This is a genomic window from Sphingomonas sp. 35-24ZXX (genome assembly GCF_000786215.1).
Lineage (GTDB): Bacteria > Pseudomonadota > Alphaproteobacteria > Sphingomonadales > Sphingomonadaceae > Blastomonas.
Genome location: NZ_JROG01000004.1, coordinates 302,861 through 321,550 on the forward strand (window position 1 = coordinate 302,861; position 18,690 = coordinate 321,550).

The 18,690-nt window shown below is 64.7% G+C and carries 16 protein-coding genes; 6 read left to right on the plus strand and 10 right to left on the minus strand.

The features are described 5' to 3' along the window. Positions 1 to 66 precede the first annotated feature (66 nt). From LI72_RS09590 to LI72_RS09600, 3 genes are read right to left on the minus strand one after another with little or no spacing between them, the layout of a single operon-like run. Complete coding sequence (locus LI72_RS09590) at positions 67 to 465, minus strand: nuclear transport factor 2 family protein (RefSeq protein WP_033925667.1); 399 nt, start codon at positions 463 to 465, stop codon at positions 67 to 69. Beyond that, on the minus strand, positions 465 to 896 hold the full coding sequence (locus LI72_RS09595; RefSeq protein ID WP_033925668.1) for a nuclear transport factor 2 family protein: 432 nt from the start codon (positions 894 to 896) through the stop codon (positions 465 to 467). The genes LI72_RS09590 and LI72_RS09595 overlap by 1 nt, the downstream gene beginning before the upstream one ends. Further along, positions 896 to 1,606, minus strand: a complete 711-nt coding sequence (locus tag LI72_RS09600) for an aspartate/glutamate racemase family protein (RefSeq protein ID WP_231562420.1) — start codon at positions 1,604 to 1,606, stop codon at positions 896 to 898. Before LI72_RS09600 ends, LI72_RS09595 begins: the two co-directional genes overlap by 1 nt. A gap of 212 nt (positions 1,607 to 1,818) precedes the next feature. On the opposite strand from LI72_RS09600, the gene LI72_RS09605 reads away from it, so the two are divergent. From LI72_RS09605 to LI72_RS09625, 5 genes are read left to right on the plus strand one after another with little or no spacing between them, the layout of a single operon-like run. Continuing rightward, positions 1,819 to 2,502 carry a GntR family transcriptional regulator gene (locus LI72_RS09605; protein ID WP_033925670.1) on the plus strand — a complete coding sequence of 228 codons (684 nt, stop codon included), beginning with the start codon at positions 1,819 to 1,821 and terminating at the stop codon, positions 2,500 to 2,502. Positions 2,503 to 2,556: 54 nt separating this feature from the next. After that, on the plus strand, positions 2,557 to 3,462 hold the full coding sequence (locus LI72_RS09610) for a hydroxymethylglutaryl-CoA lyase (protein ID WP_081984931.1): 906 nt from the start codon (positions 2,557 to 2,559) through the stop codon (positions 3,460 to 3,462). Positions 3,463 to 3,520: 58 nt separating this feature from the next. Then, positions 3,521 to 5,578: a hydantoinase/oxoprolinase family protein gene (locus LI72_RS09615; protein WP_033925672.1), complete on the plus strand. Its 2,058-nt coding sequence runs from the start codon at positions 3,521 to 3,523 to the stop codon at positions 5,576 to 5,578. A 4-nt stretch (positions 5,579 to 5,582) separates the two neighbouring features. Beyond that, complete coding sequence (locus tag LI72_RS09620) at positions 5,583 to 7,460, plus strand: hydantoinase B/oxoprolinase family protein (protein ID WP_033925673.1); 1,878 nt, start codon at positions 5,583 to 5,585, stop codon at positions 7,458 to 7,460. Between the two features lie 12 nt (positions 7,461 to 7,472). Then, positions 7,473 to 8,684 (plus strand): CaiB/BaiF CoA transferase family protein, encoded by a 1,212-nt coding sequence (locus LI72_RS09625; protein ID WP_033925674.1) that lies wholly within the window; start codon positions 7,473 to 7,475, stop codon positions 8,682 to 8,684. Positions 8,685 to 8,806: 122 nt separating this feature from the next. On the opposite strand, the gene LI72_RS09630 is transcribed toward LI72_RS09625, so the two are convergent. The 4 genes from LI72_RS09630 to LI72_RS09645 all read right to left on the minus strand — a co-directional run bounded on the left by LI72_RS09630 (position 8,807) and on the right by LI72_RS09645 (position 14,935). Further along, positions 8,807 to 9,439: an isochorismatase family protein gene (locus tag LI72_RS09630; RefSeq protein WP_033925675.1), complete on the minus strand. Its 633-nt coding sequence runs from the start codon at positions 9,437 to 9,439 to the stop codon at positions 8,807 to 8,809. 70 nt (positions 9,440 to 9,509) lie between these two features. Next, entirely contained in the window at positions 9,510 to 10,853 is a 1,344-nt protein-coding gene (hemN, locus tag LI72_RS09635) for an oxygen-independent coproporphyrinogen III oxidase (RefSeq protein ID WP_033925676.1), read from the minus strand. A 117-nt stretch (positions 10,854 to 10,970) separates the two neighbouring features. Beyond that, the gene (locus LI72_RS09640; RefSeq protein WP_052129698.1) at positions 10,971 to 12,794 is read right to left on the minus strand and encodes a methyl-accepting chemotaxis protein; all 1,824 of its coding nucleotides are present in this window, start codon (positions 12,792 to 12,794) and stop codon (positions 10,971 to 10,973) included. Positions 12,795 to 13,105: 311 nt separating this feature from the next. Next, positions 13,106 to 14,935: a methyl-accepting chemotaxis protein gene (locus LI72_RS09645; RefSeq protein ID WP_052129699.1), complete on the minus strand. Its 1,830-nt coding sequence runs from the start codon at positions 14,933 to 14,935 to the stop codon at positions 13,106 to 13,108. Between the two features lie 631 nt (positions 14,936 to 15,566). Between LI72_RS09645 and LI72_RS09650 the strand changes: the two genes are divergently transcribed. Beyond that, positions 15,567 to 16,097, plus strand: a complete 531-nt coding sequence (locus LI72_RS09650; protein ID WP_052129700.1) for a hypothetical protein — start codon at positions 15,567 to 15,569, stop codon at positions 16,095 to 16,097. 67 nt (positions 16,098 to 16,164) lie between these two features. Here the strand turns inward: LI72_RS09650 and LI72_RS09655 are convergent, their stop codons facing one another. From LI72_RS09655 to LI72_RS09665, 3 genes are read right to left on the minus strand one after another with little or no spacing between them, the layout of a single operon-like run. Further along, complete coding sequence (locus LI72_RS09655) at positions 16,165 to 16,404, minus strand: hypothetical protein (RefSeq protein WP_033925677.1); 240 nt, start codon at positions 16,402 to 16,404, stop codon at positions 16,165 to 16,167. Next, entirely contained in the window at positions 16,401 to 16,565 is a 165-nt protein-coding gene (gene ccoS, locus LI72_RS09660; RefSeq protein ID WP_033925678.1) for a cbb3-type cytochrome oxidase assembly protein CcoS, read from the minus strand. Before ccoS ends, LI72_RS09655 begins: the two co-directional genes overlap by 4 nt. Then, entirely contained in the window at positions 16,562 to 18,688 is a 2,127-nt protein-coding gene (locus tag LI72_RS09665) for a heavy metal translocating P-type ATPase (protein ID WP_081984934.1), read from the minus strand. Before LI72_RS09665 ends, ccoS begins: the two co-directional genes overlap by 4 nt. Between the last annotated feature and the right edge of the window lie 2 nt (positions 18,689 to 18,690).

Consider the following 18,690-nt stretch of genomic DNA (forward strand, 5'->3'; position numbering starts at 1 on the left):
GAAATACGCTGGTTCCCCCGAACCATGTGTTGTGCTTTTTTTTGGCGGTCGTTCTGATGCCGGTCTTCAGACCAGCACGTTGGCTCCGCTCATATAGACATGAACTTCCTGGAACTTGCCGTCGCGCAGCCGCCAGAAATTGGTGTTGGTCAGTGTCGTCACGCTGCCATCCGCAGCGGTCAGTTCGGCGATGAAGCTGGCGGCGATCCGCCCATTGGTCTCGTCGACCGTGCAGGTGAAATCGCGGTGGACGATGGTGTCATAGGCACCGAAGAAATCGGTGAACATCCGCTCGATTTCGGCCTTCCCGGCATGGGTGGTGAAGCTGGTCTGGACCGTGAACAGCGCTTCGTCGTGGAAGCAGGCGAGCGTGGCTGCCATGTCCTTGGCGTCCACGCTGGCGAAATAGCTCTGCGTGGCGAAGGTGATCAGCGCATCGCGGCTGAGCGTGGGTGCATATTGCATCAGGCGTCCCCTTCTTTCAGCAGATTGTCGCCGCTCATGTAGACATACACCTGCTGGAACAGGCGGTCCTTGAGATAGAAGCGATTGCAGTTTTCATAGCGCAGCTGCTCGCCGCCGTTGGGCGTGATCAGCACCGTGAACTGCGAGCAGACCGCGTTCGATGCGGGATCGGCGACATGGACGAAATTGCCGTGCCAGATCTGCTCGAAATCGGCGAACAGCTTGACGAACATGGCGCGGATGGCCTCGCGGCCCTGGTGCACGGTGTTCGATGTCACCTCGGTCAGCGTCGCGTCAGGTGCAAAGCAATTGAGCACCTGATCCATGTTCTTGTTGTCGACCCCGTCGAAATAGCGCTTGGTGACGATGTCGATATAGAACGGATACGGCAGTGGCGCCTGGCCCGCGCCGCCCGGTGACCAGTCTGTCATCAGAACCAACCCTTTCTTATGTCTTCATCCTTGGGCACTTCCGGCATCGGAAACGCCTTTTTGCTATGCGTCAGCCCGCATTCGATCAGGCCTTCAAGGAATTTCCACGCGATCTGGCCCGGGTTGATCACCGGGATCGGCAGGTTCGCCGCGAGGAACGCTGCCGACTGGTGCATCGTGGTCGAGCCCAGCACGATCACGTCCGCGCCATCCTCTTCCATCGCGCGGGTGGCTTCGGCTTTCAGCTTGTCGAAGATCACCTCTTCCTTGCCCGCGAGCAGTTCGGTGACATCGGGCCGGGTGTTGATCGACCGCAGCGAGGCGACACGGTCCCAGAAGCCGTATTCGGTCAGCGTCTTCTGGTAGAGCGGGAACCATTCGGGCCACATCGTGAGCACGGTGAATTTCTTGCCCAGCATCATCGCGGCAGCAAAGGCTGCCTCGCCCGGACCGATCACCGGGATCGACAGGCGCGATCGCAGCGCGCGCAGCCCCGAATCGCTGACGGTGTCGATGAGGACGCCGGCATAGCCCTCCGCCTCGGCGGTGACACCGGTCTGGAACACCGTCCAGTCCATCAGCAGCATGTCGTGATAGCTGTCGCCCAGCGCTGCGCCCCAGGGGACGGCGACGAATTCGGGCTTGAAACCGGGACGGACGAAGTCGTCGGGAAGCTGCGCGGCGCGGGCGGCGACACCGGCGTCGTCCATGGGGATGGGGACTATAACCTTGATACGGCGATCATCTGTCATGCGAACCCCCAACCCGGATCGCCTCTGCGTTCGATCCATGGCTTGACGGTATTGTATACAAATGTCTATCGTCAATAGCGAAATTTGGTTGGGACGCGATCAACCGGGTTGATGACCTGCCGGGCAAGGGGCGCCACACACGGCGGGGCTTTGGGATGGGATTGAAAACAATGGAAAAAGCCGCATCACCGCGTGCATCGGACATTGCCTATGACAAGATCCGCCAGTTTGTGCTGTCGGGCCGGGCGGAGCCGGGCGAGCAACTGACCGAGGAGCAGCTGGCGCGGATTTCGGGCGTTTCGCGCACACCTGTCCGCGAGGCGGTGCGCCGCCTGGAGAACGAACTGCTGATCGTGCGCAGCGATTCCAAGCGGCTGTTTGTCGCGGACTGGTCCGCCGACGACATCGACGAGATGTTCGTTCTGCGCGGCATGCTGGAAGGCCATGCGGCCAGCCGCGCAGCGCGCAACATCTCCAGCCGGCAGATCGAGGAACTGGGCCGGATATCGGACAGTCTCGACGCGGCGGTCCATTCCAATCCCCCCGATGTGGTGGAATTTCTGGCCCAAAACCGACGGTTTCACGATATCGTGCTCGATGCCGCCAGATCGCCCCGATTGAGTGCGATGCTGCCGATGCTGGTCGAGCAGCCCGTCGTCCGCCGCACGGCGGCGCAGTATCGCACCGATGAACTGGTGCAGTCGGCGCGCGAGCACCGCGAGCTGATCAGCGCGTTTGCCGCGCGCGATTCGCACTGGGCTCGTGCGGTGATGACCAGCCACATCCGCCGCGCCTTCCATGTGTTCAGCAGCACTGCCAAGCGGCGCACCGACCAGCTTCGGGCGAACGACTGACGCATTTTTTTGCAGGTCTGGACGAGCAGAATTGAAATGTATACAAACCTCGGCATGAACAGCATCCAGATCGTCGAAGTTGGCCCGCGGGACGGGTTGCAGAACGAACCCGACATCGTGTCCACCGCCGACAAGCTGGCGATGATCGATCGGATGATCGACGCCGGTGCCCGTCGGCTGGAGGTGGCCAGCTTCGTTCACCCCCAGCGCGTGCCGCAAATGGCCGATGCCGAAGCCGTGATCGCCGGGCTGCCCGACCGCAAGGATGTGTCGTACATCGGCCTGACGCTGAACAAGCGCGGCGTGCTGCGTGCGCTGGCGACGAAGGACGGCGGCAAGCGCGGGGTCGACGAGATCGGCTGCGTCATCGTCGCCACCGACACGTTCGGCCAGAAGAACCAGGGCCAGACCGTCGCCGAAGGGATCACCGAGGCGAGCGAGATGATCCGCTTTGCCAAGGAGAACGGGCTGATTGCGCAGGTCACCATCTCGGCCGCATTCGGCTGCCCGTTCGAAGGCGATGTTCCGCCGCAGCGGATCGTCGATATTGCCAAGGCGGTGCTCGAGGCGGGGCCTGCCGAGATCGCGCTGGCCGATACGATCGGCGTCGGCGTTCCGGCGCAGGTGACCGATCTGTACAACCGCCTGACCGAGTTCGTGCCCTCCGATGTTCGGTTGCGCGCGCATTTTCACAACACGCGCGGCACCGGCATCGCCAATGCCTGGGCGGCGATCCAGGCGGGGGTCGGCATGCTGGATGCCAGCCTCGGCGGTCTTGGCGGTTGCCCGTTCGCCCCGAGGGCGACCGGCAACATCGCCACCGAAGAGCTGATCTATCTCGCAGAGCAATCAGGCATCGACCACGGCATGGATCTGGACGCCGCCATCGCCGCCAATCGCTGGATGGCCGTAATTCTTGGCCGCGAACTGCCGTCTCTGGTCGCGCGCGCCGCGGCCTGATGCGGCACATCAAGTCAATCGTGCCGGCCTTCGCGTCGGCAAGCCAAGGGGTGAAGGAATGAGTTACAGACTGGGTGTCGATGTGGGCGGCACGTTTACCGATCTGCTGCTGTTCGACGAGCAATCGGGCGTCTTTTGGCGGCACAAGACGCCTTCGACGCCGCACGACAGCTCGGAAGGCATCCTGGTCGGCGTGCAGGCAATCTGCAGCAGCGCCGGGATCACCCCTGCCCATGTCGAGATCTTTCTTCACGGCACGACAGTCGCCACCAATGCGGTGCTCGAAGGCAAGGGCGCGCGTGTCGGCCTGATCGTGACCGAAGGCTATCGCCAGGTGATGCAGATCGCGCGCAGCTTTGTGCCCGGCGGCCTTGCCGGCTGGATCGTCTGGCCCAAGCCGACCCCGCTTGCCGCGCTGGAAGATACCGTCGAGGTCAAGGGGCGCATGTCGGCGCAGGGCGAAGAAATGCACGCCACCGATGATGCCGATATCCGCGCCGCGCTGGAAACGCTGAAGGCGCAGGGCGTCGAGGCGCTGACCGTCAGCCTGATGAACGCGTATCTCAACGGTGCGCATGAAAAGCGCGTTGCCGAGATCGCCGCCGAGGTGATGCCCGATGTGCCGATCTCGCTGAGCCACATCGTGCTGCCCGAGATGCAGGAATACGAACGCACGCTGACCACGGTCGCCAATGCCGCAGTGCGCCCGGTGGTCGGCCGCTATGTCCGCAACCTGCGCAGCCGTCTGCGCGATGCCGGCATGGCAGGCAAGCTGGCCCTGCTGCGCTCGGACGGCGGGCTGATGTCGTCGGAAAAGTCGGAGGAACACCCCGTCTCGCTGCTGATGTCGGGTCCTGCCGGCGGCGTCACCGGCGCGATCTGGGTCGGCAAGAACGCCGGGATCAGGAACATCCTGACGCTCGACGTGGGCGGCACCTCGACCGACGTTGCGCTGATCGAGAATCTGGAGGCGCGCCGCGTGCGCACCACCGAGGTCGGGCATCTGTCGGTCCGCGCCTCGGCGCTCGACGTCAAGACCGTGGGCGCGGGTGGCGGCTCGATCGCCTATGTGCCCGAGCTCACCGGCGCGCTGCGCGTCGGCCCGCAATCGGCGGGCGCGGTGCCGGGGCCGGTGGCCTATGGCAAGGGTGGCGAACTCCCGACCGTGACCGACGCCAATGTCGTGCTGGGCTATCTGCCCGAGGCGTTGCTCGGCGGTACCTTCAAGCTCGACCGCGAGGGCGCGAAAAAGGCGGTGCAGACCATCGCCGATGCTCTGGGCATCGACCTGTACGCTGCGGCGCGCGGCATCATCGATATCGTCAACGAAAACATGTTCGGCGCACTGCGCATGATCTCGGTGCAGCAGGGCTATGATCCGCGCGACTTTGCGCTGATGGGCTTTGGCGGCGCAGGCCCGCTGCACGTGAATGCGGTCGCGCGGCTGATGGGCAGCTGGCCCGCCGTCTCGCCGGTGTCCCCGGGCGTTTTGTGCGCGCTGGGCGATGCGACGACGCGGATGCGCACCGAAACCGCGCGCAGCTTCTCGCGGCTCGCCAGCGCGACGACGCTGGAGGAATTGGGAGGCATTCTCGACGAGATGGCGACCCAGATCGGCGACGAACTGGTCGCCGAAGGCGTCGCGAAGGACGATGTCACGATCACCTTCGAGGTCGATGTCCGCTATGCGGGGCAAGCTTTCGAGGTGCCGATGGCGGTCACCCGCGATGACCTGCACAGCCATGGCATCGAGTGGCTGACCGGACGGTTCGACGAGGAGCACCACCGGCTGTTCACCTTCAACATGGACAGCGAGCACGAGATCGTGAACCTGCGCGCGGTCGCGATGGGGCAGGCGCTCGATCTGCCCGCCGCGAAGCTTGCCCAGGGCAATGGCGACCCGTCTGCCGCCAAGCTGCGCGACCACGAACTGTGGATGGACGGGGCGATGATGCCCGCGGTCATCTACGACCGGTCCAAGCTGCTCGCTGGGGATGTCATCCCCGGGCCTGCGATCGTCATCGAAATGGATTCCACCACGCTGATCGAGGCGGATTGTACCGGCACCGTCGATGCCGTCGGCAACATCCTGATCACGCTGAAGACGGGGAACTGAAACCATGCCCGCCACCATCATTCAGACCAACACGACCCCGTTCGAGAAGAAGGCCATTGATCCGGTCAGCCTCGACATCATCGAAAACGCGCTGCGCAACGCGCGGATCGAGATGGACGCGACCCTGGTGCGCACCGCCATGTCGCCGGGCATCCGCGAACAGGGCGATGCCTTTCCGTTGATCGCCGACCATCTCGGCCGGATGATCGTCGGCCAGTTCGGCAGTTTCATCGGCGGCTTCCTCGAAGGCTACGACGGCACGCTCGAGGATGGCGACATGATCTTCCTGTCCGATCCGTACTCGGTCGGCGGCGCGATCAGCCATTGCAACGACTGGCTGGTGCTGCTGCCGGTGTTCAAGGATGGCCGCCTGCTCGCCTATACCGCGATGTTCGGTCACCAGAGCGACATCGGCGGCAAGGTGCCCGGATCGATGCCGATCGATGCGACCAACATCTTCCAGGAAGGCGTGCGCATTCCCCCGGTGAAGATCTACAAGCAGGGTGTGTACAACGAGGATCTGGTCAAGCTGGTGCTGCACCAGAGCCGCACGCCTGCCTGGTGCGCAGCCGACCTGAATGCGCTGATCGCATCGTGCCGTGTCGCCGCGCGCCGCGTCATCGAGATGAGCGAGCGTTTCGGCGTCGATACTTATGTCTCGGCGACGCAGGAGCTGCTGGCGCGCAATCACCGCGCGATGAAGACGCTGCTCGCGCAGGCGATCAGCGAGGAGCCGGTGAGCTTCGAGGATTACATCTGCGACGACGGCATGGGCTATGGCCCCTACAAGCTGAAGTGCACGATGTGGCGCGATGGCGACACGGTGATCCTCGATTTCGACGGCACCGATCCGCAGAGCCAGGCCTCGATCAACTTCCTGCTCAACGAGAACATGTTCAAGATGTTCTTCGGCATCTACATGATCATGGTCTTCGACCCGCAGATCCTGTTCAACGACGGCTTCTACGACCTGATCGAGGTGCGCATTCCCGATGGGTCGCTGCTGAAGCCGCGCTATCCCGCTGCACTGTCGGGCCGGACCCATGCTCTGGGACGCATCTTCGACATCCTGGGAGGTCTGCTCGGTCAGAAGACGCCCGAGTTCCTCAACGCCGCCGGTTTCTCGTCGTCGCCGCATCTGTTCTACGCAGGCACCGACAAGAAGGGCGAATGGTTCCAGCTGTTCCAGATCGGGTTCGGCGGCATCCCGGGGCGTCCGATGGGCGATGGCCCTGATGGCCATTCGCTGTGGCCCGGTTTCACCAACGTGCCCAACGAGTTTCTCGAGCGGTATTTCCCGCTGGTCATCGAACGCTACGAGACCGTGCCCGACAGCGGCGGCGCAGGCCTGCACCGCGGTGGCAACGGCATCATCATGACCTACCGGTTCCTGGAGCCCGGCGTCATTGCCATCCATGATGACCGCTGGTTCGTGCCGCCGTGGGGCGTCAATGGCGGCAAGCCTGGCGCACGCGCACGCAAGATTCTGGAAAAGCCCGACGGGTCGCAAACCATCGTCGGCAACAAGGTGGAGGACGTCCATGTCGAGGCTGGCGACGTCCTCCACTTCATCACCTGGGGCGGCGGTGGCTGGGGCGACCCGCTCCAACGCGCGCCCGAGCTGGTGGGCAAGGAAATCCGCCAGGGGCTGGTGACGCCCGAGGGAGCCAGGGCCTATGGCGTTGTCGCCGACGCCGAGGGGCTGGTCGATACCGCCGCCACCGAAGCCCTGCGCGCCGAAATCCGCGCCGCGCGCGGCGAACTGGCGCTGTTCGATTATGGCCCCAGCATCGAGGAACTGCGTGCGAACTGCCTTGCGGAAACGGGCCTGCCTGCGCCGATCCAGCCGCGCTGGGCCAATTATGCCGTTGCTGCAGAATAAGGGAAGCGACAGATGAGCCAAGAAAACCGGGGGGCGCTGGCCGGCATCCGTGTCGTCGAACTGGGGCAGCTGATTGCAGGACCGTTCTGCGGCCAGCTGCTCGGCGACATGGGCGCGGAAGTGATCAAGGTCGAACCCCCCGCGGTGGACGGCAAGGGGGGCGGTGACCCGATGCGCGCCTGGGGTCACGGCGAACACAAATTGTGGTGGGAGGTCGTGGCCCGCAACAAGAAGTCGGTCAGCGCCAATCTGCGCATCGTGGAAGGCCAGGAGATCGTGCGCAAGCTGATCGCGCACGCCGATATCCTGATCGAGAATTTCAAGCCCGGCACGATCGAGAAATGGGGGCTGGGGCCCGATGCGCTGCACGTCATCAACCCGCGGCTGATCATCGTGCGCGTGTCGGGCTATGGCCAGACCGGCCCCTATTCGTCACGCGCGGGCTTTGGCGGCATTGGCGAGGCGATGGGCGGCTGGCGCGCGATCGTCGGCGACCCTGACCGTCCGCCCAGCCGCATGGGGGTTTCGATCGGCGATTCGCTGGCGGCGACCTATGGCTGCATGGGGGCACTGGCCGCGCTGCATGCAAGGGAGCGCACCGGCAAGGGCCAGGTCGTCGACAGCGCGCTGTACGAGGCGGTGCTGCAGGTGATGGAAAGCCTGGTGCCCGAATATATGGTCGGCGGCCATGTCCGCCAGCGCACCGGATCGATCCTGGAAGGGGTCGCGCCGAGCAACGTCTATCAGTGCAGCGATGGCGAATATCTGATCGGTGCCAACCAGGACGCGGTATTTGCGCGGCTGTGCGCGGCGATGGGACAGCCCGAGCTGGCGTGCGATCCGCGCTATGCGACGCATCTGGCACGCGGGCAGCGCCAGAAGGAGCTCGACGACCTGATCGAGGCCTGGACGCGCACGTTGACCGTGGCCGAGGTCGAGGCGCTGATGATCGAGTACAGCGTGCCGGCGGGCAAGATCTATGGCGCCGCCGACATGCTGGAGGACGAGCATTTCAAGGCGCGCGAGGCCCTGGTCGAGGTCGACAGTCCGCGCTGGGGCAAGTTTGCGATGCAGAACAGCTTTCCCAAGCTGTCGGACACGCCCAGCGCCATCCGCTCGCTCGCGCCTCAGAGCATCGGCGAGCACAATGCCGAAATCTACGGCCAGTTGCTGGGTCTCGATGCGGAGACGATCGACAATCTGAAGGCCGCAGGCGCGATCTGAACGCGCTGGGCACACCCCGCTCCGTCCTTCGCGCAAAGGCGGAGGCCTGCTATAATGCTCAAACGGTGACGAGCAAGCGGGACCCCCGCCTTCGCGGAGGTGACGATCGGAAGGGTGAAGGGTTAGCCTTTCAGCCCCGCCAGATGCTCCAGCACTTCGGCCTCGCTGACGACATCGGCATATTTCGCGTTCATGTCGAACAGGTTCGCCGCGTGCGGGGCGTGGTGCCGGTCGCCGCAGGCATCGGCAACGACGATCGGGATGAAGCCGTGGCTGGACGTGTCGACACAGGTCGCGCGCACGCAGCCGCTGGTCGAAAGCCCGGTCAGGATCACGCTGTCGACGCCCATTGCGGTCAGCGTCGCGGCCAGCGAGGTGCCGAAAAAGGCGCTGGGATACTGCTTTGAAATCACCAGTTCGTTCGCGTTCGGCTCCAGCCCTGCCGGCCATGCGCCCATCGGCGATCCCGCGACGAACACGTTGAGCAGCCGCGTCTTCTGCATGAAGCGGCCGCCATCGACCAGGCTGGGGTGATAGACGACATTGGTATAGATGACCGGGATGCCCGCAGCCCGGGCCGCATCGCGCACGCGGATGGCGCTGGCCAGCGCGTCTTCGACCCCGGCATAGAGCGCGCATTCCGGATCGAAATAGGCCTGGACGAAATCGATCAGCAGCAAGGCCGGGCGCTGGCCGAAGCCGATGCGATTGCCGAACACCCCGGCATAGTTCGATTGCGCGTCTGAAGCCGTCATGGCCTTGCTGTTCCCCCGTCGAATGAGACCGCGCACGCTGATTCGTGCCCGCGATCCCGAAGGTAACAGCTCAACAGGCTGGGGCGGCGGAATGCAAGCGGCTGGCTCCGCTGTACGGATGAATGCCCCCGCGAAATCCATCGAACTGCGCCGCGATCACCCGGGCATAGGGTTCAGATCCCGGTGCCAGGACCAGGTCGCTGTCCTCCCAAAAAAGCAGCCCGCGCCGCTCGAACTCGGTCAGCACGGCGCGGGCAGTAGGGAGGAACTCGTGCGGCAGGGTGGCCCGGCCGCGGCACAGCAGTGCGTTGATGATCGCGCCGCGCCGGGTATCGTCGGCGTTCAGCGCCACCCCGCGGGTGGCGGTCAGCCGACCTTCGCCGATCAGCGTGCGATAGGGGCCGGCGTTCTTCTCGTTCTGAACGATCAGCCCGGGCAGGATGCTGATCGCGCTGGCGCCAAAGCCCAGCAGCGATGTCGCGCCATCATGGGTAAAGCCCTGGAAATTGCGGTTCACCCGATGTTCGCGCGCGGCCAGAGCCAGCGGATCGCCGGGCAGGGCGAAATGATCGAAGCCCACGGGCACATAGCCGGCGGCGGTCAGCGTCAGATAGCCATAGGCCGCCTGCTCGAAGCGTTCGCGATCGCCCGGCAGATCGCTGGCATCGATGCGCTTCTGCCGGGGGATCATGTCGGGTAGGTGCGCATAGCCGAACAGTGCGATGCGGCTGGGGGCGAGGCGGATGGTCTGCTGCAAGGTGGCATCGAGATCATCGAGATGCTGGCCGGGCAGGCCATACATCAGGTCGAAATTGATCGCATCGATGCCGCGCATCCGCAAGCTGGTCATCGCGGTCTCGATCTGGTCGAGCGGCTGGATGCGGCCGATCGCCGCCTGGATATGCGGCGCGAAGGTCTGCACCCCCATGCTCACCCGGCTCACCCGCGAGGAAGCCAGCACCAGCGCCCATTCCGAGGTGAAGGTGCGCGGGTCGATCTCGATCGACACCTCCGGGCGGCTGCAATCGAACACCGTCATGATCCGGTCGAGCAGACGGACGAACTCGACCGGCGCGATCGCGTTGGGACTGCCGCCGCCAAAGGCTATGTGCTGCACCCGTCCGCGTCCACCCAGCCGCCGGGCGACGAGTGCGATCTCGGCGCGCAGCGCGGTCAGGTAATCGGTCAGCCTGTGCCTGCGGGTCGCAGCGCCGGTGTTGCACCCGCAATACCAGCAGATCTGCTCGCAATAGGGAATGTGGACATAGAGCGACAAGGGCGCCCCCGATTCCACGCCATCCAGCGCGCGCAGGTAATCGGCGACCCCCACATCCTCGCCGAAATCGGCGGCGGTGGGGTAGCTCGTATAACGCGGCACTGGCCGGCTGAGCAGATCAGGGTGATATGTCCACATGCCTGCACCTTAGGGGGCCGGCACAGGGGGGTCTTTGACGGAGGTCAAAATTGCCAGATTGTGCCGATCGCAGCGAAACGCCGCCTCACGCCTGCCCGTCGGTTGATGGGATGCGGGTCAGAAGCTCGACCAGTCGTCCTCGGCCGGGTCGGGCTTGAGCGCAAGATTGCCGGAAACCTGGGGCATCGGCCGGATGGCGCTGCGCTTTTTGGGCGACGCAGGCATCCTGGCGACTCCGCCTTTGCGGGCCCTGGTATCGAACGCCTGGACTAGCGCGGACAGGTCAGTCGCTTCTTCGGCCAGGCTGCGCGCAGCCGCGTTGGACTGTTCGACCATGGCTGCGTTCTGCTGAGTCATCTTGTCCATCTCGCCGACCGAAATGTTGACCTGTTGCAGGCGTTCGGCCTGATCCTGCGCGGAGTCGGCAATGTCGGTGATCCGCGTGTTGATGGCCGCGACGCGCTCGCCGATCTGCAGCAGCACCGATCCGGTGGCGTCGACCATGGCCACCCCTTCGGCGACCGACTCGTTGGACGCGGTGATCAGGGCCTTGATGTCGCTGGCAGCATCGGCAGAGCGCTGCGCCAGCGCGCGGACCTCGTTGGCGACGACAGCAAAGCCCTTTCCGGCATCGCCGGCACGCGCCGCTTCCACCCCGGCGTTCAGCGCCAGCAAGTTGGTCTGAAACGCGATGCCATCGATCACATTGATGATGCTGTTGATCTGGCTGGCCGATTTCTGGATGTTGCCCATGGCGTCGACCGCGCGGTGAACCACCGCAGCCCCTTCGGTGGTGCTGTCATGCGCCTCCGAGACCTCGCGTCCGACATCCAGCGCATTGCGCGCGGTCTTCTGGACTAGCGCGGTGACCGCGTGCATGGCTGCCGCGCTCTGCTCGAGATTGGCGGCCTGCTGCTCGGTCCGCTGGGCAAGATCGCCCGACGCGGACCGGATTTCGGCTGCTCCGGTGAGCACGTTGCTGGTGGCCGATGCGGTATGGCCGAGCACTTCGCACAATTCCGTGGTGGCGGTATTGAAGCTGATGCGCAGCGGCTCGAACTCGGCGGGAAAAGGCGTATCGATCCGATAGCTCAGGTTCTTGTTTGCCAGCGCTTCGAGCCCGGCGGTGAGTTCGCGGACGATCAGCGCCTGCTGTTCGGCGGCGACACAGGCCAGCGACGATTGCCGGAAGACCTCGATGGCGGCGATCATCTCGGCAATTTCTTGCATCGGGCGGTCGATATCCGCCTTGATGCCCAGATTGCCTGCGGCCATCCCGCGCATGACATCGGCCACGGACTTCAGCGGCCGGGTGATATGGCGACCGAGAAGGACGTTGGCGCCGCCCAGGACCAGCGCGAGCACCAGGCCGGCGGCGACCATCGTCCAGATGGCGAAGGATACATATTCGGCGCCGGCGGCGCGCGTGGTCTGCTGGAATTCGCCGCTCTGGGTCACCAGCGTATCGATTTCCCGGCGATGGTCCGCATAGGCCTTTGCCAGTCGGTCGATGCTCGCGGCAGCCGTCACCTCGTCACCGCGCTTCAGACTGGGAACCAGCGTCCGTTCGACTTCCGTGAAGAACCGGTTCGCCGGCGCGTCGACCCGCTTCAGCTGGGCCTTGAGCGGATCAGGCAGAGTCGATTGGGCCCAATAGGCCTGCCGCGTATCGTAATCGCCTTGCAGGCTCTTCAGCCTTGCGATGTGCCGCGGCCTTGAACCGGGCTCTTCCAGCGCGAGCCGCGCTTCAAGATAGGATTCGATGAGGTATACCGGAGGCGGCAGGATATCCGCGATGAGATCGGAGGACTGCTGGTTGACCTCGGAAATCGGGCCTCCCACGCTGATCGTGCTGATCGTCACGCCTGCATAGATCGCGGCCGCAGCCACAGCAGCAAAAACGATCGCGGAACCACTCAAAATTGCCTTGCCGATATTCATGGTGCCCCGTCCCCGTCAGCGACCGACCGCGATCATCCCTTTTCGCGGCGCAATGAATTCATCTCGTAGCCCTGTTTGCGATCCTGAAAGGTGCAAAGCATCAGCTACTTTACTGACCAAACAGTGAAGCAGTGGTTAATGTGAAATTATTTATAGAATTGGGGGGTTTTACGCCAATTTCTGCGGTTGATCGGCAAGGCTGGAGCAACTTGTACTGTCTGGGATCTCCTCGAACAGGATGGAACGGTTGATCGGACGGTGGGAGGATCGGGTACACCCGGGGCCGGGGACAACAGCCCCGGGTGTCTCGGTCAGAAGTTAGACCAATCGTCGTCTTCTTCTGTCTCTGGCTTGAGTGCCAGATTTCCCGATATCCTGGCTGCGCGGGGGGCCACGCGCGGCCGAGATGGGGTGGGTTGCGAGCGAGCGACGTCGACCCTGTCGCTGCCGGTCACAAAGGCCTGGACCAGCCCAGCAAGGTCGGTCGCCTCCTCGGCCAGGCTGCGCGCGGCGGCATTGGTCTGTTCGACCATGGCCGCATTCTGCTGGGTCATCTTGTCCATGTCGCTGACGGCCAGATTGACCTGCCGCAGACGCAGCGCCTGGTTATGAGCGGATTGCGCGATCTCGCTGATCTGGGTGTTGATCGCAGCGACCCGGTCGCCGATCGTCAGCAGCACCGTGCCGGTCTGATCGACCAGCGCCACGCCTTCGGCGACGGAGTCGTTCGAGGCCGTGATCAGCGCCTTGATGTCGCGGGCCGCATCGGCGGACCGCTGCGCCAGCGCGCGGACCTCGTTGGCGACGACGGCAAAGCCCTTGCCGGCTTCTCCCGCCCTGGCAGCTTCGACCCCGGCGTTCAGCGCCAGCAGATTGGTCTGGAAGGCGATGCCGTCGATCACGTCGATGATGCTGGTAATCTGGCTGGCCGATTTCTGGATGTTGCCCATGGCATCGACGGCGCGGTGGACCACGGCCCCGCCATCGGTGGCGCTGCCATGCGCTTCCGACACCTGCTTGCCCACCTCGGCTGCATTCTGGGCGGTCTGGTGCACCATGTCGGTGACCTCGCGCATCGCTGCCGCGCTCTCTTCCAGATTGGCGGCCTGCTGTTCGGTGCGCTGGGCTAGATCGTTGGACGCGGAGCGGATTTCGCCGGCGCCGGTGAGCACGTTGCTGGTCGACGATGCCGTATGCGCCAGCACTTCGCACAGTTCAGCCGTGGTCTTGTTGAAGCTCACCCGCAGCGGCTCGTATTCGGGCGGAAAGCTCTGCGCGATCCGATAGGTAAGGTTCTTGCCGGCCAGTGCGTCGAGCCCGCTGGTGAGCTCGCGGACGATCTGCGTCTGCTTGGCCTCTGCCGTGACGCGCGCCTGCGATGAAGCGCGAAAGACTTCGATCGCCGCCATCATGTCGCCGATTTCCACCAGCGGTTTTGCAATATCGGCCCGCGCCTCGAGATCGCCGCCTGCCATGCGCCGCATCGCGTCGGCAACGGCCTTGAGGGGGCGGATGGCGTGACGGTTGAGCAGGACATTTGCGGCTGCAATCACCATGGCCAGCACCAGGCCTGCCAGCGCCATCGTCCAGAAGGCGAAGGTGACGTGGGCGGCCCCGGCCTGCTTGGTTTCGGCCTGGTAGGCGAGTGTCTGTTCGACCAGAGTGTCGATCTCGCGCCGGTGTTCGGTATAGGCCTTTGCCAGACGTGCGCCGCTTGCAGCAGCGGCGGCCTGATCCCCGCGCTTCAGGCTGGGAACCAGTCGGTTCTCGATCTCGGCGAAGAATCTGCGGGCAGGGGCATCGACCCGGACCAGCTGCGCCTTGAGATCATCGGGCAAGGAAGACGCGGCCCAATGGTTTTGCCGAGCCTCATACTCGGATTTCAGCGTGGCCATGCGATCGGCACGGCGGGCGGCCTGGCCGGGCTCGCTGATGGCAAGGCGAGCTTCGAGATAGGTCTCGAGGATGTAAACTGGCGGAGGGAGGATATCGGCGACCAGATCGGACGATTGCTGGTTGCTGTCTGCAATCGGTCCGCCGACACTGATGGTGCCGATCGTGCCGCCGACATACAGGGCTGCGGCAGCCACGGTCGCGAATATCGCGACCGACCCAGCCAGCGTTGCCTTCTTCAAGTCCATATCCGTACCCTCAAGTCCTGATCGATGGCGGCCAGGGGACACAATCGATTGCACCACTGGGGCGATGGACCCGGCGGTCCCCCCATTTTGGGGGTGACGCTTCCTATTCCGACGGGGCTGAAACAAAGGTTAATTCCCACAGCCTCGAACGTTCACCATCCGGACCATGGCCCCCCTAAATCGAGGGGGCGCGTGGCGACGAGATTGGCGAGGATTTTAACCAGCTTTGTGGCGCCGGACGTGACAAGAGGTCCGCGATCTGTCCGCCTGACAAGAAATTAATGCCAATATAACAGCAATTTGGCTGATTTCGATCGCCGGCATCTGGGCAATCCGATCCGGCGATGGCAACGCTGTCGATGGTTAACGCCAATGGTTAACAAACGCTCTTTATCGGCCGTTCATCAGCGGCAAGCCCAGCGCAGGCCACGTGTAAAATTTTTTGGACACATCAAAAAACTGGCATTTTTGGGCGCCGATGCGTCACGTACTTTACCGTTAAACCCCGATTTCGCGCCGAATCACCTGCTTTGGAGTCGAAGGTTTCGTGCCAGTTACATGCGATGCGGAACGGACTTGCCCCCTGCAACGTAGCCTGAAGTGTCGGGCTGGGTGACCAAGGAGAGAGTTCATGCACAACAGCTTTGTATCCGCCATATTCGATGACCAGCGCGCAGCCGGACGCGCTGTCGATCAACTGCGTTCCACCGGGGTTCCGGATACCGCCATCTCGATTATCGCCCGGTCGGACAGCGGCAAGGCGACAACGACCGACGGTGCCGGTGAAGAGCAGACCCGCGACGTCTTGGGCAAGGCGGCCGCAGGCGCGGGGCTGGGTGCGTTGTTCGGCATCGCCGCGCTGGCCATTCCCGGCGTGGGACCGTTCATTGCCGCAGGCGCGATCGCCGAGGCTGCGGTGGGCGGTGCTGCCATTACCGGTACCGCGATCGGCGCGGCAGCAGGGGGCCTGATGGGTGTCCTGACCAGCCATGGCGTCGAAGAGGATGAAGCGCGCTATTACGAAGAGCGGATGACCGAGGGCGGTATCTTCGTTTCGGTGGACGCGGATTCCGCGGGCATGTCGCCAGACCATCTGCGCGACATCCTGTTCGGCGCAGGCGGATATTCCTCCACCAGCCGGACCAGCGGCACGCTGGTCTGATCGAAACATCTGATGACGCGGCGCCTGCTCCCTCGCGGGAGGGGTGTCGCGTCGGGATGGCTGGGTGTCAGCAGTGAGGGCCGGGCGTCTTTCCCGGTCCCTTGCTGCGACGCTCGGTCATCGCATGACAGGCCTTCGCGCAATCGCTGCCGGACTTGCCGGGCACGTCGCCATCTCCGGGAATGATCAGCAGGCTCATGCCACCGTTGCAGTTGCTCACAGCAATCATGCGCGCATCGGCCGGGGTCAACGGCGCAAGCACGATCGCGGCGATCACCAGCAAGGCACCGGGCGCGGCAGCGGTCATGGCAGCACCTGTGCAGGATCGGCTTCGTCCTCGACCAGGATGCGCAGCGCCGCGCCATCCAGATCATCGAACTGGCCGCGACCCAGCGACCAGAAAAAGGCCCCCAGGCCCAGCAGGCCGAGCAACAGGGCGATGGGGATCAGAACCAGCAGGCCGTTCATGTCAGTGTCCTCTTGAGCCGGAGCGCGTTGCCGACGACGATCAGCGACGAACCCGACATCGCGATGGCGGCGATCAGCGGGGTCACGATCCCGGCAAAGGCGAGCGGTACCGCGATGACGTTATAACCGATGGCGAGCATGAAGTTCTGCCGGACCACCGCCTGGGTCTGCCGCGCCATGCGGATCGTGTCGGCTACCGGCATCAACCGGTCCCCCAGGAAGATGCAGTCCGATGCGTTCTTTCCGACATCGCTGGCTGACCCTGGTGCCATCGAGGCGTGTCCGGCGGCGAGCGCGGGGCCATCGTTGAGGCCATCGCCGATCATCAACACCTTGTGACCCGCTGCCGCCTGCCGCCCGATGGCGGACAGCTTGTCCTGCGGGCTCAGCCCGGTGAGTGCGGTCAGACCCAATGTCCGCGCGACCGGCGCGACCGCTGCGGTGCGATCGCCCGAAAGGATCATTGCATCCACGCCCAATGCTTGCAGCGCCGCAATCGCCGGCAAGGCATCGGGGCGCAGCGCATCGGCAAAGCGTACAGTGGCAACCGGCGCATCCTCGATGCAGAGTTCAGTCGCCAGCTCGCTCCCTGCATCAGCCCCCTGTGGGCGGCCCAATGTGACCGGCCGGCCCTTCCAGACGGCGGCCATGCCAAAGCCGGGCGTCTCCTGTGCCGCCTCGATCGCTGCCGGGCTGACGCCCAGCGCGCCCAGATCGCGGGTCAAGGCGGCGCTCAGCGGATGCCGGCTGGCCTGTGCAAGCGCCAGCAGCAGCGCCTGGTGGTCGGGCGCGATCTCGTGCAGGTTGCTCGCCACCGGGCGGCCCAGTGTCAGCGTTCCGGTCTTGTCGATCAGCGCACGGTCGACCTCGGCCATCCGTTCGAGCGCGGACCCATCCTTGATCAGCACGCCGCGCTTCATCAGCGCGCCGGCCGCCACGATCTGCGCTGCGGGGACGGCGAGGCCCAGGGCACAAGGGCAGGTGATGATCAGCACCGCCACCGCGATCAGCAGCGCCTCGTGCCAGCCGGCGCCTGCGATCATCCAGCCGGCAAAGGCGGCCAGCGCGAGGCTATGAACGGCAGGGGCATAGAGCCGCGCGGCACGGTCGGCGATGCGGACATAGCGCGACTTGCCCTGCGAGGCTTCGCCCATCAGCCGGGCGATATCGGCAATCGCGGTGTCGGTGCCCGCAGCGGTCACGCGCACGCGCACCGGCGATTCCATGTTGAGCGTGCCGGCATGCACGACATCGTCGATGCTCGCCTGCTGCGGTGCGCTCTCGCCGGTCAGCAGCGACAGGTCGATGCGGGTGGCACCCAGAACGATCACGCCATCGGCGGCGAGCCTTTCACCTGCCGCGACCAGCATCACCATGCCGGGCTGCAGCTGCGTGGCATCGACCCACTGGGTCTTGCCATCGCCCTGCAGCACCATCGCTCCGGTGCCCATGTTGCGCAGCAGCGCGGTGACTCCGCCGCGCGCGCGGTCGCGCATCACGCTGTCCAGCCAGCGGCCGCACAGCAGGAAGAACAGCAGCATCACCGCGCTGTCGAAATAGGCGTGGGGACCATGCGTTGCGGTCTCGTAGAGGCTTAGCGCAGTGGCGAGCGAGACGCCGATGCTGATCGGCACGTCCATGTTGGTGTGGCCATGGCGGAGCGCGCGCCAGGCCGAACGGAAGAACGGCCGCCCGGCATAAGCGATCGTCGGCAGCGCGATCATCGCCGACAGCCAGTGGAACAGGTCGCGTGTCACGCCTGCTGCGCCCGACCAGACCGAGACCGACAGCAGCATGATGTTCATCATCGCAAAGCCTGCGACCGCGACCGCGCGCAGCAGCTCGCGGCTGCTTGCGGCCTCGGCATCGACCTCGCGCGGGCCCTCGCCGATCGGATGCGCCTCGAACCCCAAGGAGGTGAACGCGCCCAGCAGGTCCGGCATGTCGGCATCGGCGGTGCAGGACAGGTGCACCCGCTTTTCGGTGAAGTTGACGCGCGCCGTCTTGATGCGCGCGTCGCGCACCAGGCCCTGCTCCAGCTTGGAGATGCATCCGGCGCAGCGGATGTCGGGTACGGCAAAGTCGCGCTCGATCAGCGCGGCGTCAGGCGCCAGGCGGGTCATCA